Raw genomic sequence first — 22,305 nt, 5'->3', positions numbered from 1 at the left:
GAGCGACGGAGATCTTTCCTTCACCGGACCTCTTCCCCGCCACGGTCCTGTCCCCATCCGCGAAAGGATGGGGACACCACCTCTCCTGTTTCCGGGCTTCACCGGATTGAACCGAGACCGGCGCACCGGTAGGATCGAGGCCGCTTTCACACCAGAGGCCGGAGGTGGTTTGAGTTGGGGATCCTGAAAGGTCACTGGCAACTGATGGCGATCACGCTGGTGTTGTTCCTGCTCTGGAATTCGCCCGTAGTCGTTCCCTTGAAGATCCTGATCGTATTCCTGCACGAGCTTTCCCATGCGATCGCCACCGTCCTGACCGGCGGCTCCGTCGAAGACCTGTCGCTGTCAGCCCAGCAGGGCGGGCACGTCCTGTCGCGGGGCGGCAACCGCTTCATCACGCTTTCGGCGGGGTATCTTGGCTCGTTGCTGATCGGTACCGGGCTTTTCCTGATCGCCCTTCATACCCACCTCGACCGCATGGTGACCGCTGCCTTCGGCGGTCTCACGCTTTTGGTGACGGCGCTTTACATACGCGACTGGTTCCCGCTGGTCTTCTGCACCCTGACCGGTCTCGGCATGCTCGCCATTGCCCGCTACCTGAGCCTCGAGATCAACGATCTTGTCCTGCGCGTCATCGGCCTGGCCAGCATGATCTATGTCCCGTTCGATATTTTCGATGACACGATCCGGCGCTCCGGCCTGCGCTCCGACGCCTACATGCTGGCCGAGGAGTTCGGCGGGCCGACGATTTTCTGGGGCGGCCTCTGGCTCGCCGCCAGCCTGGCCGTGATCTACTATTGTCTGCGCAATCAGCTCGGTGAAAGCAGCAACATTGCCTTCGGCAGAGAGACGCGCGGCTGACGTCTCACCTGTCGTGCGAGGTCAGCCAGTCACGGATGAGTGTCCGGTAGCGCTCGCCGGAAAAGCTCGGGAAATGACCACCGTGAACAAGCCGCACCGGCAGGTCCAGCAGCCGCGTCATGCTGGCGATGTAGTCGCCGATGTCGGAGTGATAGGTGTCTTCGATCAGCGGACCGTCATAAAGAATGTCACCGGAAAACAGGATGCCGGACGCTTTTTCATAAAGCGCGATACCGCCTGGCGAATGGCCCGGCGTATGAATGACCGTGAAGTGGCGATCGCCGAGATCGACAACATCGCCGTCCTCGACGATACGGGTCGCCGGGGCCTTTTTGACCGCGTATTCCGTTGATGCGTAAGGCAGCGGCGGCAGCTTGGTGAAGATCTCGTCGGTGACATAGGGATCGGCGAGGGTGTTCTTCCGAGTCGGCTCCGCCAGCAGTTCCGCCTCGCATCGGTGCACCGTGCGATGCTCGAATTCGTGATGGCAGCCGATGTGGTCGAAGTGCGTGTGGCTGGCCACCGCCTCGAGCGGACGTTCGGTGACGAGCGGCACCTGTTCGCGCAGGCTGACCACCCCCATGCCGCTGTCGACCAGCATGTCCTTGTCGCGCCCGCGCACATGCCAGATGTTGCAGCGGTAGAACTCCTCGATGAAGGGCTCGCAGATATAGGTGACGTCGTCGCCCACTTTCCGCGTTTCGTACCAGATCTCCGCCGTCGCCCGTTCCATCCCGCTACCCTTCCGCTTTCAGAACCACGGCATCCTCCACCCGGGCCCACAGCCTGACCGTATCGCCAATGCCGGGACCGCCGCTCTGGGGGAGTTGGACGACCGGCCTGAACGCCGCGCATGCCTCGTGATCCAGTTCGCCGAGGTGATGGGTTCCGGCGAAGGTCATGGTGCGCAGACGCCCCGCCCCCAACGCGATCATGCCATCGCCGGCAATCTCGCCGGTCACGAAATGCTCGGGCCGCACCGACACCACGACCGCTTCTCCCGGTTTGTAGGCAGCCGGTCCGGAGGGCAGCGCAAACGCCCCGCAGGGGGTCTCCAGAACCACGCTGCCAGCGGACACGTCCCTGACCTTTCCCTTCAGGAAGGAACTCTGACCCATGAAGCCAGCCGCGAAATGGGTTGCCGGTTTCAGGTAGATCCGTTCCGGCGACCCCGAATCCTCGATCCGTCCGTGGTTCATAACGACGATGGTGTCGCCGATCGCCATGGCCTCTTCCTGATCGTGAGTGACATGGATGAAGGACGTGCCGACTTCGCGCTGGATGCTTTTCAGCTCCGCCTGCATCTGCCGGCGCAGCTTGAGATCGAGCGCGCCGAGCGGTTCGTCGAGCAGCAGGACCGACGGGTCGACCGCGAGCGCCCTTGCCAGAGCCACCCTTTGGCGCTGGCCTCCGGAAAGCTCATGTGGCTTTTTTCCGTCCGCGCCACCGAGACCGACAAGGTCCAGCATGCGTTTCGCCTTGTTCTTTCGCTCGGCCGACCCGACGCCGCGCATGCGCAGGCCGAAGGCGACATTGGCGCCGATCGTCATGTGCGGAAACAGCGCGTAGTCCTGAAACACCGTCGTTGTCGGGCGTTTCGCCGGTGCGACCTCCGTCATGTCCCGGCCGTTAATTAGAACCTCGCCCGATTGCGGCACCAGAAAGCCGCCGATAACGGACAAAAGCGTCGTCTTGCCCGATCCGGACGGCCCCAGGAACACCGTGTAGGCCCCGGTCGGAACGGTGAGCGAGACATTGTCGAGCGCGGTGAAGCCGCTGTAGCGGTGGGTGATGTTGCGTGCGTCGACGGCAAGAGTGGTCAAGAGCGCCTCCTGTTGCGCAAGACGACGAGTTCGAGAAGAAACACCAGCACGATGGAAATCGCGAAGACCACGCTGCCGACCGCATTGGTCTTCGGGTTGAGCCCGGAACGCAGCAGGCTCCAGATTTCCACCGGCAGGGTCACGTCGAAGCGGGTCAGAAGGAACGAGATGATGAACTCGTCCCAGGAAAAGGTCATTGACAGAAAGAAGCTGGCGAACAGGGCCGGCCAGAGCATCGGCGCGGTGATCAGCGTAACCACCTGCCATTCCGCCGCTCCGAGGTCGCGGGCGGCACGCTCGATATTGGCCTGATGGTCGCTCATCTGGCTGTAGATAATGGCGAAACAGAGCGGCAGGTTGATCACCACATGGCCGATCCCCGCCGCCAGCAGCGACTTGGGAACGCCGAGCGTATTGAAGGTGATCAGCAACCCCATGCCGATGATCAGGTAGCTGACGGTCAGTGGCGCCGTGAGCAGTGCCCGCTGCAGCCCCTTCGCGGGCAGCGCGAAACGCGCCAGTCCATAGGCCGAGAGAAAGCCGAGCAGCACTGCCACCAATGACGAACCAACGGCAACGGTGACCGAATTGACGAGAGCCTCAACAAGACGGCTGTCATTCCAGACCGCTTCGTACCACCTGAGGCTCAGGCCTTTCAGCGGCGGGATCGGAAACCGGCCGTCCTGGAAGGAAAACAGCACCAGAACGGCGACCGGCAGGAAGATGAAACAGTAGATCGCCGACGCATAGAGGATGGAGAGCACCATCGGCCAGGTTTTACGCATCCCGTTCAGGCCCTTTCCAGCCGGATCCACCGGGCGAAGCCGAGATAGGCGACGGTCACCACGATCATCAGGAGAATGGCCAGGGCCGAGGCCGTCGGGAAGTCGGCGCGCCGGCCGATCTGCAGCATGATGACTTGCGGCATCAGCAGCTCGTTGTTGCCGCCAAGGACCTGTGGCGTGATGTAATCGCCGATACACAGCACGAAAGTGAGAAACGCGCCGACCATGATCCCCGGCAGGGTGAGCGGCAGGATCACGTGCCAGAAGATGCGGAACGGCCCGGCCCCGAGATCCGCCGCCGCCTTGCGGTAATTCGGCGAGAGCTGCACGAGGTTGGCATAGATCGTCAGCGTCAGCAGCATGACGAAGAAATGGACGAAGCCGATCACGGTCGCCGTCCGGCTGTTGGCCAGGTCGAGCGGTTCATCGACAAGCCCGATCCCGAGCAGCGCCTGGTTGACGACACCGTTGTTGGCCAGCACCAGAAGCCAGGAATAGGACCGGACCACATAGGAGGTCCAGAACGGCAGGATCGCCAGAACCAGCGCGATCCTCTGCCAGCGCTGCGGCACCTTTTCGGCGATGATCCAGGCGAACGGATAGGCGAGCAGGATCGAGAGCAGCGTGACGATGGCGGTGACTTCCAGCGAATTGATCATCGCCTCGAAGAAATGGCCGCGTTCGAAAAATTTCAGGTAATTGGCGAAGGTCCAGCTGGCGACAAGTTTCGTGCCGACCCGCTCCCACAGGCTGACCACCACCATGACGAGGAAGGGAACGACGAAAAAGGCCAGGGTCCAAAGCAGCGCCGGCGCGACAAAGGCCCAGGGGCCAAGGTCGATCCGTCTGCTCTGCGCGCCGCCTGCCATTTTCATCCGTCCCCTTCCCGTCAGCTTTCAGGATCAGTGCTGGAGCATTTCCGTCCAGGCATCCTGCATCTCAGCATCCAGCTCCGCGTCCGGCGCCGGATAAAGCTGCGAATTGGCGATGTAAGCCTCCTGGTCGTCCCAACGCAGGGCGGTCTTCTGCTGATCGCTCAAGACGCTTCCGGCCTTCGCGTTCGCCGGCATTGCCCAGTAGCACGATGAGGTCGCCAGCTTCGCCTGGCCTTCCGGCGAAAGGATGTATTTGACGAACTCCGTCGCCAGTTCCTTCTTGCCGCTGTCCTTGAAGACACCGATGGACTGCGACCAGCGCATGCCGCCCTGCTTCGGCAGGACCCAGTCCAGATCCGGATTGTCGGCGCTCAGGCCCGCCGTTACCCACTCGCCGCCACCGACGAGAATATCGACTTCGCCGGTCGCGAGCGCCGTCTGGCTGGAAACCACCTCACCGACGAGTTTGGCGTTGTCCTTGACCTTGAACAGCGTCTCCTTGATGGCCGGAAGATCGTCCGATGTCAGGCCGGACGTCTCCTTGCCCAGGCCGACCGCGACCATGCCCATTACCGGCAGGTAGTAGTCGTAGATGGCGATCTTGCCCTTGTATTTGTCGGAGGACCAGAGCACCGACATGTCGTTCAAGTCGGCCGGATCGACCTTGGCCTTGTTGAAGGAAATGGTGTTGTAGCCGAATTTCTCGGAGATCGCGTAGACCTCGCCGTCCTTGGTGTGGTTTTCCGGCATGACCAGAGCCGGAAAGAGATCGTCGGTCGGCAATTCGTCCGCCGGCAGCGGCGCCAGAAGGTCCGCCTCGATCGCGCGCGGCACGTCGACGCCGTCTATGACGAAGACATCCCAGTCGCCCGGCTGGGACTGCTCCACAATCGCCAGGGCCGCGCCCGTGCCTTCGTATTCCTTGAGGTTGACCTTGACGTCGAATTTCTTCTCGAACGGCTCGATCAGGGCCGGATCGGTGTGATCGCACCACACAAGTGCGTTCAGCTCTTCGGTGGCCAGCGCCTGCTGCGACATGGCCAAAGTTCCAAGCACCAGCGCGCTCGTGAGTTTCAAAGTCCGAATTCTGTCTGTCATGTCTGCTCCATCTCTGCCTGGTCGGTGATCGTTCTTGTTGTTGGCCCCGTCAGCCTGCCTGGTATTTCACCCCGGGCAGAACGCAGAGCATTTCATAAAGAAGGTTGGCCCCGACCAGCGCGGTATTGCCGGACGGGTCGTAGGGGGGCGACACTTCGACCAGATCGCCTCCAACGAGATTCAGCCCGCGGCAGCCGCGGATGATTTCAAGCGCCTGCCAGATGGTCAGACCGCCGATTTCCACAGTACCGGTGCCGGGCGCGAAGGCCGGGTCGAGACTGTCGATATCGTAGGAGAGGTAGACCGGATGATCGCCGATCTTCCGCCGAACCTCGTCCATCAGCGGTGCGAGCGACTTGTACCAGCACTCTTCCGCCGGGATGACGGTGAAACCCTGTTTGCGCGACCAGTTGAAGTCCTCCGGGGAGTAACCGGACCCGCGCAGTCCGATCTGAAACACCTTGTCCGCGGCCAGGCAGCCGTCCTCCAGCGCGCGCCGGAAAGGCGTGCCATGGGCAATCTTTTCTCCGAACATCTCGTCATTGATGTCCGCATGGGCATCGACGTGGATCAAAGCCACCGGACCGTGCTTCTTCGCCATGGCCTTCAGGATCGGATAGGTCAGTGTGTGATCCCCGCCCAGTCCGAGCGGTATGCAGTCATGCGCCAGGATCGCATCGTAGGCCACCTCGATCAGGCCAACCGATTTCTTCAGATCGAAGGTGTTCAGGGCTATGTCGCCGATATCCGCGATCTGGAGACTGTCGAAAGGCGCGGCGCCGGTGCCCAGGTTGTAGGGCCGGAGCATGCAGGACTCCATCCGGATGTGCCGTGGTCCCTGCCGTGTTCCCGACCGGTTGGAGGTGCCGATGTCGAGCGGAATCCCGACAAAACAGGCATCGAGTCCTTCCGCCGTGTCCTGCGCCGGCAGGCGCATCATGGTTCCCGGTCCCGCGAAACGCGGCATGTCATTGCCGCCGAGCGGCTGATTGAACGCCATTCCACCCTCAACTTGACTGCTAATTAATCACGCCAATTGAGTGTGCAGCATAGCGGCTGGATAACTTGGAAAAAATGGGCGATTATAAATATTCAGTTTTAGAAAACTCAAAGTGACAGATGCGACTTTCCGGCAGTGACCTGCGCCTTCTCCAGGTGTTTGACGCGGTGGCCCGCCACGGCGGCTTCACGGCGGCGGAGGCGGAACTCAATATCAGCGCCTCCACCATTTCAAACCACATGACAGCCCTGGAGGAGCGCTTCGGCATCAAACTTTGCCAGCGCGGCCGCATGGGGTTTCGCCTGACGGAAAAGGGCGAAGTCGTGCTCGACGCCGCCCGGCGCCTGTTCACCTCGATCAGCGATTTCGACGCGGAAATCGGCGCGCTCCGGGGCACGCTGACAGGCGAATTGCGCATCGGTCTGGTCGACAGCATCGTCACGGACCCGCAATCCCGCATTTCCCAGGCCATCGCCGCCTTTGGCGAAAGGGACGGCTCGGTCTCACTGACGCTGATGCAGAACCGGCCTCAGGAATTGCAGCAAAAGGTCTATGACGGCGACTACCACTGCGGCATCGGCAGCTTTCCGCACATCATTTCCGGTCTGGAAGCCATCCCGCTCTACGAGGAACAGCATTTTCTCTATGCCGCCTCAACCCATCCCCTGTTCGCGTCAGGTGAGGGCATCACGCTTGAAAAGCTCAAGTCCCATGCGTTTACCCGGCGCGGCTACTGGCGCGCGGCGGACGAGAAACGCCTGCTGCTGGGGCCGGTTGAATCCACCGTCCACCAGATCGAACCCCAATTGATGCTGGTCCGCTCGGGCCGCTACCTGGGTTTTTTACCCGAGCACCTGACGAAGCCCTGGGTGGAGGCGGGTGAGCTGAAAGCCGTACTGCCGGAGCAGATTGCCTATACCTGCACCTTCAGCCTGATCCTGCGCAAGGGGTATCGCAAGACGGAAACCCTGCGCACATTCCTCTCGGACATTCTCGAGGCGCATCGATCCGCAAGCCAGAGACCTTTCCGGTCACCTTGAGCCATTTGGTGGCTTTGAACGGCTCACTCGGCAAGGCGCGTCGCGAAGCGCGATGCGCCGCATCGTGCAAGCGGCGCAATGCTGCCGCTGGGCCTTTGAAAGCCACCCCTCGCTCAACAGAAGCGGTCGGCAAATGTCTCCTCTGGGCCGGACAAAATTGGTCCCCGGCATCATTGGACTACGCCTGAGGTCGCTAGCCAACGAGCGACTTCTCACTCGTTGACACCACCAAACCGTCCGCAAACACATGGACCCGCCGCATCGCTTCGCGCAGCTCCTCGTCCGGAACCGTCAGCGCCACCCGGATCAGATCGGGAGCGTTTTCGCCGAAGGAGCTGCCGGGCATGACGGCAACCCCCTGGTCTTCCAGGAGCTTCCAGGCGAAACCCTCGCCGCTCAGCCCCGTTCCGGAAACGTCGATCATGATGAACATGCCGCCCGAAACCTTGCCCGGCACCAGCGCCGGACAGGTTTCAAGTTCGCTTTCGATCATCCTTACCCGCGAAGCGTAGCTCTTGCGCATCCGCTCGGCCGTATCGAAGCTGCCGCGCAGGGCCGCTTCGCTCATGTCGGCGATGAAGGGCTGGTTGCCGAAGAGGATCGTCTCGGAAATCGGCAAAAGCTTGCTGCAGAATTCCTCCGGTCCGACCGCCCAGCCACTTCGGAACCCGGTTGCCGCGAAGGTTTTAGAAATCGAGGAGGTAACGATCGTGCGCTCGCGCAGATGCTCTATTTCGAGCGGTGAGGCGAAGGTCAGCGCTTCGTCGAAAATCAGATCCTCATAGACCTCATCGCAGACAATCCAGAGGTCGTGCCGGACCGCGACCTCGCCAAGTTCGGCGATGGTTTGCAGATCCAGAAGGGAACCGGTCGGATTGTGCGGCGTGTTGAGCATAAGAACCCGGCTTTCCGGCGTGACCGCCGCCTCAAGATCCTCCGGCCGCATGACGAAGCCGTTTTCGATACTGAGCGGAACCGGTTGAAGGACCGCGCCGGGAGAGCGGATGACGCCTGCATAGGTCGCGTAATAGGGGTCGCCGACCAGAACCCCCTCGCCCTCGTCGACAAGCGCCATGATCACCGCGTAAAGCGCCGTCTGCGTGCCGGGAAAGCACAGGATATTCCGCGTGGTGATTTCCGGATGACGCGGCCGGTATTTCTCCACGAGAGCGTCAAGCAACCCCTCCTCGCCGCGGCCGTTGGAATAATGCGTGCGGCCACGCTTCATCGACTCGGTCGTTACGTCGATCAGGGCGGGATCGACCGGTATGTCCGGTTCACCGATGGTCAGCTCGATGATTTCCTCACCCGCTGCCGCCTTTTTCCGGGCCGCATTGTGAACGGCCCATTTCTCGCCGCCCAGACTGGCAAGTCGGTCCGTTATTCCGGCATAGCGCATTGGGTATCCTTAACTGTCTTGCGTTTTCTTTTGATCCTGAAGAGAACCGGCGGGCAGGCCGAGCAGGCGCTCGCCCGCCTCCAGGATGAGTTCCGGCAACAGGGCGCGACCGTAGAGGCCCGAGTTGAGCGAACCTTCCATCCAGAGCCCGTCAATCAGCCCGTTCAGCGCAATCGCATGGCGCCGGCAGGCGCTCGCTCCATGAGGCAAACCGTGCAAGGCCAGCACCGGCTCTATGAGCGCTTCGAGAAGAGCGAGAAACTCCCGGTAGCCTTCCCGGTGAATGTCGGCGAAAGCCGCTTCATACCGGACCCTGCCGATGAAGGTCGCCCACAAGGAGACCTTTTCTTCCGACAGGTTCGGCGTGGTCATATTGGCGAGCAGAAACTGCCTGAGCTGATCCACCGGATCGCCTTCCGATTGTTTGGCACGGCTGCCGGCCTCCGCCGTCAGCTGGCCGGCCAGATAGGCATAGGCGTTGCCGATCAGCTCGTCCTTGCTGCCGAAATAGTGGCGCACCAGCCCCGCCGTCACCCCGGCTTCTTCCGTGATCCGCCGGACCGTCGCACCGCTCAGACCGTAACGGGCAACGCAGCGCAGCGTCGCTTCCATCAGGCTTTTGCGGCGCGCGTCAAGCGACAGGCGCTGAAAGGTTTTTCTGCTCATTCAACCCATTCGATCGGTTCGTTTCAGACCACCTTGTTATACACTTGAATAATTTCTCGAAAAACGCAAGACTCGCGATATTTCGCCTAGTAGCCTCGGCCCCGGTCGATGGCGAGGCTGGGCCGTTCTCCAGACAGAAGCTCCCTGGCAGACTGCAGAACCTGGTCCGCCACAACGCTGGGCGTTGAATCGCTGGCGATGTGAGGTGTGATCCGCAGGCGCCCGTCGCCCCAGAACGGGTGATCCTCGGGTAGAGGCTCCTGGCGGAAGACATCGAGGCTCGCGCCGGAAAGCCGGCCGCTCTCCAGCGCCTCGACGAAGTCCGCCTCGTGCAGATGCTCGCCCCGGCCGATCTGGATGAGCCAGGCGCCTTCGGCAAGACGATCGAACAGATCGGCGTTGAGAATATTCTCGGTCTCCGGGGTCAACGGCAGAACGTTGATCAGTACAGCGGCCCCTTCCGCCGCTCTCAAGGGGGCATTCTCCCCGGCAAAATACGTGACGCCAGGCAAAGGCTCCCGAGGCTCATTCCGGCAGGCGACCGCCAGCGAAAACCCGACGGCGGCAAGGGCACGTGTCACCGCCGCCCCCATTGTTCCGTTGCCAAGCACCGCGATACGCGTGTGTTTCGGCGGCTGCATGGGCAAAGGCGCCCATTGGCGCGCCTCCTGGCTCGCCTTCATCCGATCGAAGCCGCGCAGGAAGTGAAGCGTTTCGTGAACGGCGTATCCCGCCATCAAATCGGCCTGATGCGGATCGCGCACCCGGCAGATCATGGCCTCATCATGCAGGCCTTCATGATTGAGAAGCGCATCGACCCCAGCTCCGATGGACATCGCCATCTGAAGGTTGGGATAGGGCGCAAAAGCGTCCCCGTCGGGCAGCCAGCACACGGCGAAGCGGATCTCTTCATGATCCGTCACCTCATCGGGATTGAGCAGGCGAACCTTTTCACCGCGTTCTGCGAAGTCGAGACCGTAGAACGACTTCAGGTCCATGGTGCTGCTCAAGAGAACACCGCTGATTATTCCTGTCCGTTCCATTTTCGGCCTCCTGACTGTCACCGGTTCAAACATCTCGGGCGGTACACAAACAGCTGACAGCGACCTGCCGCCGCCATAAGGGAAAACCCTATGGCCCGGATTGAGTTTGCATTTGCGCGCTCAACCTAGTTATACAAACGTATATCAGAGAGTAAAGCCGCCGACCGAGCCTGAAACCGTCTGGGACACGAGGTCAACGGCGCTCGCAAGCCACCGGGCGGATGGACGCCTGCCAGAGAGGACCGAACATGCTGGACAAAAAATCAGCCGCCCCGATGAGCAAGGCCGAATACGAAACGCGGGTCGAGCTCGCCGCCTGTTACCGCCTCGCCGCTCATTACAAGATGACCGATGTCATCTACACCCACATCACGGCACGTGTGCCGGGCGAACCGGGGCGCTTTCTCATCAACCCTTACGGTTACCTGTGGGAGGAGATCACCGCGTCCTCGCTGGTGAAGATCGACGTCGACGGCAACAAGGTGGACGACAGCCCCAACCGGGTGAATCCGGCCGGCTTCACCATTCACAGCGCCGTCCACATGACGCGCCATGATGCGGCCTGGGTCATGCACACGCACACAAGGGCCGGCGTCGCGGTCGCCAGCCTTGCGGACGGCTTGTTGCCGCTGAACCAGATCGCCCTGCAGTTCTATGGCCGGACCGGTTATCACGACTATGAGGGCATTGCGCTGGATCTGGACGAACGGGAGCGGATCGTAACAAGCCTCGGCGCCAATCCCGCGCTGATCCTGAGGAACCACGGGCTTCTGACCGTCGGCGAAAGTGCCGGGCAGATGTTCTCCAACATGTTCTATCTGAACCGGGCCTGCGAGATCCAGGAATCCACCCTGGCCATGGGCCGGCCGGTTCTGGAGGTCGAGGAGAAGCTTGCCAGGCACGTCACCGAGCAATACGACAAGATGGCGGTCGACGACGGCGATCTTGTGCTCGAATGGGACGCCCAGATGCGGATCGCGGACCGGCTCGATCCGGGTTTCCGGGACTAGATTTCTCTGGAAACCAGTCCTCTCCAAGCCTTTTGCAGCGCAAAATTTTTCCACGAGAAACCAGAAAAACGCACAAAATTCCTCGGAATTTCGAAACAGTACGACCACGCATGCGATTTTGCACAGCAAAAAAGCGATGCTTTTGGCGAATTGTTACGCTTGCCCAATAAATAGGCCCTTCCATTCTTGACTTGGCGGCGTGAGCTGCCTAGCTTTTTTGAAAGTTTGAAATTACCGGACAACAGGCAAGCAGGTGCGGTCCCCGCACTTTCGTTAAATCAGGTCCGGTTAATCCGGATGCATCCAGCATCCGCCTGCTCGCCGAAGAAGGCAGGGTCTGCCGCGTTCATCGTTTGCGGCGGCTTGCGGCAGATCTCGACTGCCGCCCCGGCCGGCCGGTTGCGCCAACTCGCGATCGGTTTTGAAAACAACGCGTTTCTCGCCGGTGAAGGACGTGGGCCCAGGGTCCGTCATCGTCCGGCGCAAAAAAGCCGACGGCACACGTCAGGCTGGAGACAAAGTGTGTTCGGGCCCTTTATGCGGGCGTCCGTTCCTGGTGACCAGATCGCGCGGGCGCTTGTCGCAAGCTTCCGTTGAACAGACGAAATGTGTCCAAAGCTGAGGAGTTCAAAATGAAACGTTCCAATGCCAACACCATCGATTGCAACGGATTGTCACCGGCGCCGACTGTGCTGCGGATCAAGCAGGCCCTGACCGGACGGGCCCGCGACGCCCATCCCCTGGACATTCTTCTGGATCCCGCTTGCGACACATCCAGTCTCGCACGGTCTCTCGGCAAGCTGGCCGACCGCGTTCGCCTGGTTGCGCGGCCCGCGTAAACCGCGACCGCAGCGCACGCAGGCGAAACCGGTAAACGGGTGGCGCTGCGTCGTAACCCTGCCTCCCTTTGAAACATTTACCCAGTCAGCGCCTTTCAGGCCGGCACAATGTCGTCTGGGCTGCTGAACAAGGCCATAACAGAGACGAAACGGCATGCCTTGAACGGGCTCGGTTGAGCCTTCGGCAAGGCGCGTCTCACAACGCAGCGGGTTTAACTTCCTCATGCCCCGCGCGTATTGGCCAAGGCAAAAGGACAAAGAATGTTTTCTGTTTTCGAACCCGAAGCCTCTTCTTCCGGGGAACCCTATGTCTTGACCCCGGAAGCCCCCAGCTTCGCTTTCGACCCGACGGACCCCTGGACCGAAACATTCCAAAGAGGCCTCGAAGCCGCGAACCTGTCCGGCAAACGGATCTACGAAGTCGGCATCGGCACAGGCACGAACGCCGCCTTCCTGCTGCAGCTCTGCGATGCCGCGCTGGTGTCCGGCAGCGACCTCGACCCCCGGCTGATCGAACTTGCCGAACGCAATGTCCGCAGCCTTGCGCCGGACAAGATTGACCAGTTCCATCCGATCAAGGGTGCGGTCAGCCTGATAGACACCGACGCAGCCCGGGCTCAGATCGCACAGACCGACGTCGTGATCGGCTGCCTGCCGCAGGTGGGCGATCCGGGCGACAAACGCCTTTCCGCTTTTCGGGAAGCCCAAGCGGTCGAATTGGCCGACGGCGCGGACGAACAGGCCGACGACCATATCGCCCACTATTATCCGTGGGAGGCCTTCGACAGCTATCCGTTCAACTCCGTGGGCCTTGGCCTCAACGAGGCCCTGCTTCAGCGTCTGCGCGAACATGCCCCGAAAGCGGAAGTCATCATGAATTTCGGTTGCCGGGTCGGAACCGGGATCATTTTCGAGCTCTTCGAGGCCAACGGCTTCCGGCCGGAAAAACTCCATTCCCAGATTGTCCGTCAGGATGCCGGAACGGATATCTCCTTCTTCGTCATGCTGGAAAAAGCACTGACGGGAACGGGTCTGGAAAAGGACTTCGTCTGCAAATTCTTCAAGGATGCGGAAGGCAAACAGCCGATTTCGGCCTGCGAAGCGCAGAAGCTGATCGACGAAGACCCGGAAACGCCTCTTTTCCACGAGGTCGCCGTGATCCGGGGGATACCGGCCGCCAGTTGATCCCGGCCGCCAACCGATTCCGGTCGAACGGCAGACCGCGGCAGCCAGGTTCTGTTCTGCCGCCGCGGCCGGAGCGAAAAACGCGTCTGAAAAACGGGCCTGTCAGTATTCCAGCACAAAGTGCCCGCTGCCGACCTCGTGCAGCTTTCGCTCCGGACGGACCCAGTCCAGCGCCCGCACCGGGCTCTTCAGTTCATCGGCGACCAGACCCGACCGCTCCCGCCGGTTTTCAGGTTCGGGAATGGGCACGGCATCGATCAGCTTTTTCGTGTAGGGATGCTGCGGATTGCGCAGGATCTCGTCCCGAGGCCCGATCTCGACGATCTCACCGAGCAGCATGACGGCAATCCGGTGGCTGACCCGTTCGACCACCGCAATGTCATGGCTGATGAAGAGATAGGCGAGATCCAGTTCCTTCTGGAGGTCCAGCATAAGATTGATCACCTGTGCCTTGATGGAGGCATCGAGCGCGGAGACGGATTCATCCGCCACGATCAGGCTCGGTTCCAGCGCAAGGCTTCGGGCGATGCAGATACGCTGGCGCTGGCCGCCGGAAAACTCGTGCGGAAAGCGCAACGCGTGCTCCGGCCTCAGCCCCACCAGTTGCAGAAGTTCCCCAACTCTGAGATCCGCGTCGAATCCGCTTTTCAGACCATGCACCTTCATCGGCTCGGCGATCGCGGCGCCGACGGTCTTGCGCGGATTGAGAGACCCGTACGGATCCTGGAAGATCATCTGCAGCCGGCGGCGCGCGGCGCGCACCTGCCCGCCCGTCGCCTTGATCAGATCCTGCCCCTCGAAGACGACCTGACCGCCCGCCGGCTGGACAAGCTGCAGGATCGATCTGCCGGTCGTGGACTTGCCGCAGCCGGACTCCCCCACAAGCGCCAGTGTCTCGCCTTTGGCGATATCGAAAGAAACCCCTTCGACGGCATGAACCTGGCCGACCGGACGGCCGAGCAGACCGCCGTGAACGGTGAAGCGCGTGGTCAGATCGCGCACTTCCAGGATGGTGTCGCCCCTGCCGTCCGGTTCATTGTCCGGTTCGGGGCCCGCACCGTTCTCGTCGAGCGTCGGAAACCGGCGCGGCGTGGAGGTTTCGTGAAGCGCTCCAAGCTTCGGAACGGCTCCGAGAAGCATCTTCGTGTAATTATGCTCCGGCGCCGCGAAGAGGTCACCCACCGGCGCCTCCTCTACCTTGTCTCCGCGCAACATGACGACGACCCGGTCGGAAATCTCGGCGACCACCCCCATGTCGTGGGTGATGAACATGACCGCCATTCCGATCTCTTTCTGCAACTCGGCAATGAGCTGCAGGATCTGCGCCTGGATGGTGACGTCGAGCGCGGTCGTCGGTTCGTCCGCGATCAGGAGTTTCGGCTTGCAGGCGAGCGCCATGGCGATCATCGCCCGCTGGCGCATGCCCCCGGAGAAACTGTGCGGATATTCCTCGATGCGGCGCTTGGCATCCGGAATACGCACAAGATCGAAGAGACGCAGCGTCTCCGCCTCCGCTTCCGACGGGCTCATGTTCCTGTGCCGGCGCAGGGCCTCGCTCACCTGGAAACCGATTCTCAGCACCGGGTTGAGGCTGGTCATCGGCTCCTGAAAGATCATGCCGATATCGCCGCCGCGCACCTCCTGCATGGCCTTTTCTTCAAGCGCCAGAAGGTCCCTGCCCTCAAGCTCGATCCTGCCCTCGATCCGGGACTGGCTCTCTTGAAGCAGGCGCATGACCGAAAGCGCGGTCACGGATTTACCCGAACCGGATTCCCCTACGACCGCCACGGTTTCTCCCGCGCCGATGGAAAAGCTCAGGTCGCGCACCACGGGTACCCAGGCTCCGTCGACCCGGAAGGAGGTCGTCAGCTTCTCTATGTTAAGCACTGGCTGTGTCATTGTTCGCCTTTCAGCCGGGGATCGATGGCATCGCGCAGACCGTCTCCAAGAAGGTTCAGGGAAAAGACGACAATCAGGATGGCAAGCGAGGGGAACAACGCCAGCCAGAAGCTGTCGAGAATGTTTTCAAAGCCTTCCCGGATCATGCCGCCCCAGGTCGGTGTCGGCGGATTGACGCCAAGTCCGATGAAGGCGAGCGACGCTTCCACGCGGATGGCGGTCGCAAGCCAGAGGGAGCCCATCACCAGGACCTCAGGCGCGATGTTCGGCAGGATGTGACCGAACATCAGCCGCGAATGCGAATAGCCGAGCGCGTGTCCCGCCTCGATGAACTCGCGGTTCTTCACGGCAATGGTCGGCGCCCGCGCGATGCGCGCGAAGGGGGGGATGGCGGTCAGCGAAATTGCGATTACAAGGTTCATCACCGACGGTCCGAGCATGGCCACCACGATCAGACCGAGGATCAGCGAGGGGAAAGCCAGCAGCACATCCATCACCTGCATGATGATGATATCCGTGCGGCCGCCGAAATACCCCGCGACGAGACCGATCAGCGTGCCGATCAGCATGGCCGATCCGATTGCGAGCAGCCCGATCGTCAACGATATCCGCGCGCCCCAAAGAATTCGCGACAGGGTATCGCGTCCGTAGTAGTCGGTGCCGAACCAATGTGCCTCGCTCGGCGGTTTCAGGCGGAACAGGATGTTCTGGTCGATGGGATCGTAGGGGGCAACCACCGGCGCCAGAATGGCCAACAGACACACCGCGGCGAACACCCCGAGCCCGACCCAGGAGGTCTTGTTGGAATTGAAGGCCTTGATGACGCCTTTGAAGCTGTTGACGGCCGCGATACGGAAATAGGCCCCGCGCGACGGCCGCGCTGTCTGGATATCGGCGCTCATGAGTATTTGATCCTCGGGTCGATCAGTCCGTAGGTGAGATCGGTGATCAGGTTCACCAGCACGACGATCAGCGTGTAGATCACCATCATCCCCTGAAGCATCGTATAGTCGCGCTGGTTGAGCGCGCCGACGATCAGCTTGCCGAGACCGGGTCGGTTGAAGACGATCTCCGTCAGCACCGAGTTGCCGATCAGGATACCAAGGTAAAGCCCGACGACGGTCACCACCGGGATCATCGCGTTGCGCAGGCAATGCCGCCAGACGATGACGGCGAAGGCCAGTCCCTTGGCCTTGGCCGTGCGCACATAGTCCTGATTGAGCACTTCCAGCATGGCCGAGCGGGCGACGCGGGTGATGTAGGCGGCCATGATCAGCCCGAGATTGATCGCGGGAAGCGCCAGGTTGCGCAGATGTTCGCCCAGTCCGCCGCCCTGGCTTGAACTGATGACCGGAAACCAGCGGAGCTGGATGGAAAAGAACATGAGCAGTAGCACCGCCGACACGAAGGCGGGAAACGAAAGCCCCAGAAGGGAGCCGATGCGGGCAACGTAGTCCGGCAGCTTGTTGCGCCTGACCGCGGACCAGACGCCGATCGGAATGCCCACGACAGCCCCGAGAATGAGCGAGGCGACCGTCAGCTCCAGAGTTGCCGGAAGAACCTTCAGGATCTCCGTGATCACCGGCCGCCCGGAGACCATGGACACGCCCCAGTCGCCGACAAGAACACCGCCGAGGAATTCGACATATTGCTGGTAGAGCGGCACGTCGAGCCCGAGCCGGACCCGCAGCGCCTTGAGCGCCGCTTCGCTTGCCTGATCTCCCAGGATCGCCATCGCCGGATCGCCGGGCAGGATCCGGACGATGAAGAACACGATGGTCAGAACCGCAAAGAGCGTTATTGCGGCAAACCCCAGCCGCTTCAGGATAAATGCTGTCATGAGCCTCTCATGGAAAAGGGGCCGCGCCTTCGATTATAACAGAGCGTACCGGATGCGGACACAATGACCGCCATCCGGCACGCACCGTCACAGCAAGGAACGGGCTTATTCGCTGAAGGACGCCGCTTCGGTAACCGGGGGGCTCAGGTTCAGGGAACCGTTCACCTCGACACCGAGATCCAGCGTATCTTTCCAGGCCCAGAGCTGCATGCTCTGAACGACCGGAACGGCGCAAACCTCTTCCATGATTTTCTGCTGGGCGGTTGCCCACAGCTCAAGCTGCTTGGTCTCGTCCGTCTCCGTCCTTGCCTTCGCGATCTCATCGTCGGCGACGGCGCAGTGCGAGAAGTTCGTGATCGCCGTATCCGTGCCGACGATGGAATCGGAGTGGAAGAACTGGGTCAGATAAACATCGGCCACCGGGAAGCGGGCCGCGGCGTAGTGAACCACCTGGCTCATGTCCTTGCGGATCTGCTCGTGGAAGGTCGCATGCTCGACCGTCTCGATTTCCATGTTGATCCCCGCTTCGCGCAGCAGGGCCTGGATCGCTTCCATGGTGGTCAGCATCCCCGGCAGCGTGGTGTGGATCGCCTTGATCGTCACCCCGTCCGGATATCCGGCCTCCGCCAGAAGTTCCTTGGCCTTCGCCACGTCATAGTCGTAGGTCGGCACGTCGGCCGTATAGCCGAGATGTCCCTCGGGGACCGGCGAGATCGCCGCCAGCGTTACGTCCGGGCCCTTGAACTGGACCATGGCATCACGGCTGATCGCATGGGCAACCGCCTTGCGCACCAGGACGTTGTCGAGCGGCGGCATGGTCATGTTGAGATGAATGACAGACATTTCACCCGGTTTCATCACGACCACCTTGGTGCCCGGCACTTCGGAGATGCGCTCCACCCAGCTCTGCTCCTGCTTGCCGTAGATCATGTCGATCTCGCCGGCCTGGAAAGCCAGATCGCGGGATGCGTCGGAGGGAATGTAGCGGTAGTAGATTTCCTTGATCTTCGGCTCGCCGCGGAAATACTCCGGATTGGCGACCAGCTTGACATACTGCTGGGGCTGGTACTCGGCGAACATGAACGGACCCGTTCCGATCGGTTCGCGCTGATATTCCTCCCCCAATGCCTCTACGGCATCTTTGCAGACGATGTTGCCACCGTGATAGGGCACGAGAAGCCCGAGAAGACTCGGCACGTTTTCCGAAAGCTTGATCGTCACCTGAGAAGGCCCCGTAGCCTCGATGCTCTCGATCGCCGAATAGTCCTTTGCGAAGGCGGAAATATCCGGGTTGGCGGAGCGCTTCAGCGAATAGACCACGTCCTCGGCGTCGAGCTTGCCGTAGTCGCCGTGGCACTCCACGTCATCGCGCAGCTCGAACGTCCAGGTCAGACCGTCCTCCGACGATGTCCAGCTCTTGGCAATGTCGGGCTCGATGAAAGCCGGGCTCGCCTCACCCGGCTTGATGCGCACCAGACCGTTGAACATCCAGTAAAGCAAACCCTTGTCCGGCGTCGTCGTCGCCACATGCGGGTCGAGCTTGCCGGCGTCGGCACTTCCCATGCCCACATTCAACGTCGTTCCGGCCGCAAGGGCATTGCCCGCCGCCAGCATGGCCGCCACCGCGACCCCAATTTTCAATTTCATCTTCACTTCCTCTGGTCGGTTGTTGTGAATGACCCGGAGGTTCACGCCGTTCCCTAAAGCGTGTCCTCAAGCCGGCAATTCACCAGCATTTCCGCCATGGCTGCCGTATTCGGCAGGGCCAACGCCAGGGCGGTTATTTCTGCAAAATCATCCGGATCGATCATCTCCTCGCGGCTCACCTTGGTGACGCCGGACGTCAGATCCGTTGCGACGAAGCTCGGACAGATCGCGGTCGCGCGAATGCCATGGTCCCAGCCGATCCGGCGCGTGCCATGGGTCAATGCCATCACGGCATGCTTCGTCATATTGTAGGCGATGTTCTCGTTGCGCACGCGCTTTCCCGAAAGGGACGAAACATTGATCACCCGCCCGGAACCGCATTCCTTGAGATACGGTAGGCAGAGGCGTGTCAGAAACAGCGGTCCCTTGACGTTGGTCGCCCAGAGTGCGTCGAGCTCTTCTTCCTCGCCTTCCTCGATGGTGAAGGTGTTGGAAGTGCCCGCGTTGTTGACGAGCCCGTCCAGGCGGCCAAAACGCTCGTTCGTCCGATCGACCCACGCCTGATGGCTGCTTCTGTCCGCGGCGTCGTAGCGGCAGCACAAAAGCCTGTCCTGCCACGGACCGGACAGGGCCACGCTCAGCTTCTCAACGTCCCGTGCACCCGCGCTGACGCAGTACCCCTTGCCCAGAAGCGTTCTGGCAATGGCCAGACCGATCCCTCGACTGGCTCCTGAAATCATGATGACGCGTCCGTCCGGGCTAAGCACTTGGTACCTCCTTCTAGCCGTGCAGCGTAAGCGAAGCCTCCGCCTGGGGGATGTCGGAAAACCGGCTGAAACGGAAAGCGGAGACATCCATCTCCACCTCCGCGCCGAGAGCAATGCTTGCCGCCAGAGGCCCGGTTACCGGGCCGATGCCGAAACCATGGCCGGAGAACCCGGCCGCAACCGTCAGATTGTCCACTGCGGGAACGCGGTCGATCACCGGCAGCGCATCGGGTGTCAGATCGAGCGCCCCCGCCCAGACGCTTTCAAGCTCCAGAGAGCCGAACGCCGGCAGGACCGTCCGCACCGTTTCAATTGTTTCCTGAATTGCGTTCATGCCCGGCCGGATCACCGGCCAGCCATGACGGTTCGCCAGGCTCCAGTCGCCGAACTGCGCCCCGCTGGTGACCCGCATCCGGCCGCCAAGCTCCTGCCGGGCGGCCATGTCGGCATTGGCGACACCCAGGACCGGTTCGAGCATCGGCGCGCAGACCACGCTGCGCAGCACCGTCACGATCGGACGGCGAAGGGGAATTTCCGCTTCGAGCGGCGAAAGCAGCTCATTGGCGAGAATGCCCGTTGCAAGGAGAACGGCACCGCAGCCGATCCGCCGGGACGAGGTCGCCACGGCAACAACCCTGCCGCCGGAGACCTCAAGGCCCGTCACCTTTTCGCCGAACAGGGTCTCAACGCCGAGGCTTTCGGCCTTTTTCACATAGGCCTTTACCGTCAGATCCGGATCCGCGTGCCCGTCGGTTGCACAGAAAGAGGCCGCCAGCACCCGGTCCGAGAGCGCAGGCGCGATCTCCCGGACGGCCTGAAGGTCGGAAAGAAACGTGATCGGCAACCCCGCCGCGGACTGATCGGCAACCAGCTCCCGGATCACCGGGACCTCGTCGGATGTTCTGGCAAGCCGGAGATTGCCCTTTTGCCTGTATCCGGTCTCGTGACCCAGCTTTTCGGCAAGATCCGGCCACAGCTCGACCGCACGCAGCGCAAGCGGCAGTTCCGAAGGATGCCGGCCCGACTGGCGCACCCCCGCCAGCGTCCAGCCCGACGCCATGGCGGCGGGACCGAACCCGTCGACAAGCGTCACCCTGGCCCCGCGTTCCGCCAGCTCCAGAGCCGCCGAGGCGCCGGTTATTCCGGCACCGATAACGACGACATCCGAAGCTGGGGAAGAGTTCACCATCAGGCGGCCCGCCTCCCGCCGAAGCGGCCAAGCCGGAAAGGAACCGGATCGACCAGCGGTCTCTCGTTCTTCAGGGTCTGCACCGCAAGGCGGGCAACCCCCGGGCCGATGCCGAAGCCGTGCCCGGAAAGTCCGCTTGCAATCAGGAGCCCGTCCCAGCCCGCCGGTTCGTCGATCACCGGAATCTCATCCGGCATGACGTCGATGAGACCGCCCCAGGTTTCCGCGATCTGCACGTCTTCGAGACGCGGGTGCAACCGCTTTGCGTTGGCCAGGACCTTGTTGAGAAGCTTCAGGTTCGGCTGAGGCGACATCACACGCATCTGCTCGAACGGGGTGACGTCGCTTGCCGACCACCGGTGGCGGCCCATTGGACCGAAGAAACCGGGTCCGACTTTCAGCGTCATGATCCGCCAGCGTTCGGCGATAACGGGCAGGAAATCAACGAAATAGCGGAACGCAGCGGGCACGATCTCGAATTCCGCCGCGCCGCTCTTGGCAATGGTGTAGCCGCCGTCCGCGCGCCGGCGCAGGGACGCATCGGTCGCCCCTACGGCCCCAGCCACCACTTCCGGTCCGGGCGTCGTGCGCATGACGGAGGATTTGACCGCAAGCTGCGGAAAGGCGATGCCCATGTTCTCAAGGAAAGTCCGGGACCAGGCACCGCCCGCCAGAACAACCTTCTGACAACGGATCTCGCCATGCTCGGTCACGATGGCGCTGACACGTCCGGCCTCGCGCTCGATGCTTCGCACCGCGCAATTCTCCAGAATGACCGCTCCGCGCTTTTGCGCCAGCCGGCTGATCGCCGGAACCGCGAGCTTCGGCTCGGCGGTGGCATCCGACGGCGTATGCAGTGCGCCGACAAATTTCCGGTCGTTGCGATGTAGAAAGTCGTCCGTCTGCTGGGCATTCAAGAGCACCGAGCCATGATCGAAATCGCGATTTTTCTCAAGCCAGGTCTCGTGCTCGTGAAGCTCCGCGTCATTGACCGCCAGATATGTGGTTCCGCGCTTGCCGTAACCTATGTCCTCATCGAGCTCATCGACGATCTCCTGCCACAGCCGCGCGCTTTCGATCATAAGCTGGAGTTCGCGATTGTCGCGCCCCGCCTTCCGGATCCAGCCCCAGTTGCGCGAGGATTGTTCGCCGCCGACGACACCCTTTTCGCAAACCACCACGGAGTGTCCCGCCTCGGCAAGATAAAGCGCTGTGCAGATGCCGACGATGCCGCCACCGATGACGGCTATTTCCACTCTTTCGGGAAGTTCAGTTTTTTCGACAGGCACGACCGCTTCAGCCCCCGGACACGATTACCGGTTAAAAGCTTGCAGCCGAC

General features: G+C 61.7%; 21 protein-coding genes. 5 read left to right on the top strand and 16 right to left on the bottom strand.

What is annotated here, in order from left to right; translation table 11 throughout:
• Positions 1-174 precede the first annotated feature (174 nt).
• Entirely contained in the window at positions 175-861 is a 687-nt protein-coding gene (locus tag JF539_RS19090; RefSeq protein WP_209017425.1) for a M50 family metallopeptidase, read from the top strand.
• Positions 862-865: 4 nt separating this feature from the next.
• Here the strand turns inward: JF539_RS19090 and JF539_RS19085 are convergent, their stop codons facing one another.
• From JF539_RS19085 to speB, 6 genes are read right to left on the bottom strand one after another with little or no spacing between them, the layout of a single operon-like run.
• Positions 866-1,594: an MBL fold metallo-hydrolase gene (locus JF539_RS19085; RefSeq protein WP_207142301.1), complete on the bottom strand. Its 729-nt coding sequence runs from the start codon at positions 1,592-1,594 to the stop codon at positions 866-868.
• A 4-nt stretch (positions 1,595-1,598) separates the two neighbouring features.
• A complete protein-coding gene (locus JF539_RS19080) occupies positions 1,599-2,684 on the bottom strand; it encodes an ABC transporter ATP-binding protein (protein WP_207142300.1) in 1,086 nt (361 codons plus the stop codon).
• A complete protein-coding gene (locus tag JF539_RS19075; RefSeq protein WP_209017424.1) occupies positions 2,681-3,469 on the bottom strand; it encodes an ABC transporter permease in 789 nt (262 codons plus the stop codon). The genes JF539_RS19080 and JF539_RS19075 overlap by 4 nt, the downstream gene beginning before the upstream one ends.
• A gap of 5 nt (positions 3,470-3,474) precedes the next feature.
• Positions 3,475-4,338: an ABC transporter permease gene (locus JF539_RS19070; protein ID WP_207142460.1), complete on the bottom strand. Its 864-nt coding sequence runs from the start codon at positions 4,336-4,338 to the stop codon at positions 3,475-3,477.
• 33 nt (positions 4,339-4,371) lie between these two features.
• On the bottom strand, positions 4,372-5,442 hold the full coding sequence (locus JF539_RS19065; RefSeq protein WP_207142299.1) for a polyamine ABC transporter substrate-binding protein: 1,071 nt from the start codon (positions 5,440-5,442) through the stop codon (positions 4,372-4,374).
• 49 nt (positions 5,443-5,491) lie between these two features.
• Positions 5,492-6,442, bottom strand: a complete 951-nt coding sequence (gene speB / locus JF539_RS19060; protein WP_207142298.1) for an agmatinase — start codon at positions 6,440-6,442, stop codon at positions 5,492-5,494.
• A gap of 119 nt (positions 6,443-6,561) precedes the next feature.
• Between speB and JF539_RS19055 the strand changes: the two genes are divergently transcribed.
• A complete protein-coding gene (locus tag JF539_RS19055; RefSeq protein WP_207142297.1) occupies positions 6,562-7,482 on the top strand; it encodes a LysR family transcriptional regulator in 921 nt (306 codons plus the stop codon).
• 193 nt (positions 7,483-7,675) lie between these two features.
• Here the strand turns inward: JF539_RS19055 and JF539_RS19050 are convergent, their stop codons facing one another.
• The 3 genes from JF539_RS19050 to JF539_RS19040 form a co-directional block, all read right to left on the bottom strand.
• Positions 7,676-8,881, bottom strand: a complete 1,206-nt coding sequence (locus JF539_RS19050; protein WP_207142296.1) for a pyridoxal phosphate-dependent aminotransferase — start codon at positions 8,879-8,881, stop codon at positions 7,676-7,678.
• 9 nt (positions 8,882-8,890) lie between these two features.
• Positions 8,891-9,547, bottom strand: a complete 657-nt coding sequence (locus JF539_RS19045; protein WP_207142295.1) for a TetR family transcriptional regulator C-terminal domain-containing protein — start codon at positions 9,545-9,547, stop codon at positions 8,891-8,893.
• 86 nt (positions 9,548-9,633) lie between these two features.
• Complete coding sequence (locus tag JF539_RS19040) at positions 9,634-10,590, bottom strand: NAD(P)-dependent oxidoreductase (protein ID WP_207142294.1); 957 nt, start codon at positions 10,588-10,590, stop codon at positions 9,634-9,636.
• A gap of 248 nt (positions 10,591-10,838) precedes the next feature.
• Between JF539_RS19040 and JF539_RS19035 the strand changes: the two genes are divergently transcribed.
• The 3 genes from JF539_RS19035 (at position 10,839) to JF539_RS19025 (ending at position 13,624) form a co-directional block, all read left to right on the top strand.
• Positions 10,839-11,600, top strand: coding sequence for a class II aldolase/adducin family protein (locus tag JF539_RS19035; protein ID WP_268957574.1), 762 nt, complete (start codon positions 10,839-10,841; stop codon positions 11,598-11,600).
• A gap of 632 nt (positions 11,601-12,232) precedes the next feature.
• The gene (locus JF539_RS19030) at positions 12,233-12,439 is read left to right on the top strand and encodes a hypothetical protein (RefSeq protein WP_207142293.1); all 207 of its coding nucleotides are present in this window, start codon (positions 12,233-12,235) and stop codon (positions 12,437-12,439) included.
• A gap of 261 nt (positions 12,440-12,700) precedes the next feature.
• Positions 12,701-13,624: a hypothetical protein gene (locus JF539_RS19025; protein WP_207142292.1), complete on the top strand. Its 924-nt coding sequence runs from the start codon at positions 12,701-12,703 to the stop codon at positions 13,622-13,624.
• A gap of 102 nt (positions 13,625-13,726) precedes the next feature.
• Here the strand turns inward: JF539_RS19025 and JF539_RS19020 are convergent, their stop codons facing one another.
• The 7 genes from JF539_RS19020 to JF539_RS18990 form a co-directional block, all read right to left on the bottom strand.
• Positions 13,727-15,523 (bottom strand): ABC transporter ATP-binding protein, encoded by a 1,797-nt coding sequence (locus JF539_RS19020; RefSeq protein ID WP_207142291.1) that lies wholly within the window; start codon positions 15,521-15,523, stop codon positions 13,727-13,729.
• Entirely contained in the window at positions 15,520-16,425 is a 906-nt protein-coding gene (locus tag JF539_RS19015; protein WP_207142290.1) for an ABC transporter permease, read from the bottom strand. Before JF539_RS19015 ends, JF539_RS19020 begins: the two co-directional genes overlap by 4 nt.
• Positions 16,422-17,363 carry an ABC transporter permease gene (locus tag JF539_RS19010; RefSeq protein WP_207142289.1) on the bottom strand — a complete coding sequence of 314 codons (942 nt, stop codon included), beginning with the start codon at positions 17,361-17,363 and terminating at the stop codon, positions 16,422-16,424. Before JF539_RS19010 ends, JF539_RS19015 begins: the two co-directional genes overlap by 4 nt.
• Before the next feature lie 105 nt (positions 17,364-17,468).
• Positions 17,469-19,010, bottom strand: a complete 1,542-nt coding sequence (locus JF539_RS19005; protein ID WP_209017423.1) for an ABC transporter substrate-binding protein — start codon at positions 19,008-19,010, stop codon at positions 17,469-17,471.
• A 53-nt stretch (positions 19,011-19,063) separates the two neighbouring features.
• Positions 19,064-19,777: an SDR family NAD(P)-dependent oxidoreductase gene (locus JF539_RS19000; protein ID WP_328809270.1), complete on the bottom strand. Its 714-nt coding sequence runs from the start codon at positions 19,775-19,777 to the stop codon at positions 19,064-19,066.
• A gap of 13 nt (positions 19,778-19,790) precedes the next feature.
• On the bottom strand, positions 19,791-20,966 hold the full coding sequence (locus tag JF539_RS18995) for an NAD(P)/FAD-dependent oxidoreductase (protein ID WP_207142287.1): 1,176 nt from the start codon (positions 20,964-20,966) through the stop codon (positions 19,791-19,793).
• The gene (locus JF539_RS18990; protein ID WP_207142286.1) at positions 20,966-22,255 is read right to left on the bottom strand and encodes an NAD(P)/FAD-dependent oxidoreductase; all 1,290 of its coding nucleotides are present in this window, start codon (positions 22,253-22,255) and stop codon (positions 20,966-20,968) included. The genes JF539_RS18995 and JF539_RS18990 overlap by 1 nt, the downstream gene beginning before the upstream one ends.
• Positions 22,256-22,305 lie beyond the last annotated feature (50 nt).

Source organism: Roseibium aggregatum (assembly GCF_017309185.1).
Classification (GTDB): Bacteria; Pseudomonadota; Alphaproteobacteria; order Rhizobiales; family Stappiaceae; genus Roseibium; species Roseibium aggregatum_B.
Note: the sequence above shows the minus strand (reverse complement) of the source record. Positions and strands in the feature narration are given on the sequence as shown.

Bases quoted from the DNA above. Each gene is read 5' to 3' on its own strand.
- JF539_RS19085 (WP_207142301.1), bottom strand. From the start codon at position 1,594: ATGGAACGGGCGACGGCGGAGATCTGGTACGAAACGCGGAAAGTGGGC.
- JF539_RS19035 (WP_268957574.1), top strand. From the start codon at position 10,839: ATGCTGGACAAAAAATCAGCCGCCCCGATGAGCAAGGCCGAATACGAA.
- JF539_RS19005 (WP_209017423.1), bottom strand. From the start codon at position 19,010: ATGAAATTGAAAATTGGGGTCGCGGTGGCGGCCATGCTGGCGGCGGGC.
- JF539_RS19025 (WP_207142292.1), top strand. From the start codon at position 12,701: ATGTTTTCTGTTTTCGAACCCGAAGCCTCTTCTTCCGGGGAACCCTAT.
- JF539_RS19020 (WP_207142291.1), bottom strand. From the start codon at position 15,523: ATGACACAGCCAGTGCTTAACATAGAGAAGCTGACGACCTCCTTCCGG.
- JF539_RS19065 (WP_207142299.1), bottom strand. From the start codon at position 5,442: ATGACAGACAGAATTCGGACTTTGAAACTCACGAGCGCGCTGGTGCTT.
- JF539_RS19070 (WP_207142460.1), bottom strand. From the start codon at position 4,338: ATGGCAGGCGGCGCGCAGAGCAGACGGATCGACCTTGGCCCCTGGGCC.
- speB (WP_207142298.1), bottom strand. From the start codon at position 6,442: ATGGCGTTCAATCAGCCGCTCGGCGGCAATGACATGCCGCGTTTCGCG.
- JF539_RS19055 (WP_207142297.1), top strand. From the start codon at position 6,562: ATGCGACTTTCCGGCAGTGACCTGCGCCTTCTCCAGGTGTTTGACGCG.
- JF539_RS19040 (WP_207142294.1), bottom strand. From the start codon at position 10,590: ATGGAACGGACAGGAATAATCAGCGGTGTTCTCTTGAGCAGCACCATG.
- JF539_RS19010 (WP_207142289.1), bottom strand. From the start codon at position 17,363: ATGACAGCATTTATCCTGAAGCGGCTGGGGTTTGCCGCAATAACGCTC.
- JF539_RS19030 (WP_207142293.1), top strand. From the start codon at position 12,233: ATGAAACGTTCCAATGCCAACACCATCGATTGCAACGGATTGTCACCG.
- JF539_RS19015 (WP_207142290.1), bottom strand. From the start codon at position 16,425: ATGAGCGCCGATATCCAGACAGCGCGGCCGTCGCGCGGGGCCTATTTC.
- JF539_RS19045 (WP_207142295.1), bottom strand. From the start codon at position 9,547: ATGAGCAGAAAAACCTTTCAGCGCCTGTCGCTTGACGCGCGCCGCAAA.
- JF539_RS19050 (WP_207142296.1), bottom strand. From the start codon at position 8,881: ATGCGCTATGCCGGAATAACGGACCGACTTGCCAGTCTGGGCGGCGAG.
- JF539_RS19075 (WP_209017424.1), bottom strand. From the start codon at position 3,469: ATGCGTAAAACCTGGCCGATGGTGCTCTCCATCCTCTATGCGTCGGCG.
- JF539_RS18995 (WP_207142287.1), bottom strand. From the start codon at position 20,966: ATGGTGAACTCTTCCCCAGCTTCGGATGTCGTCGTTATCGGTGCCGGA.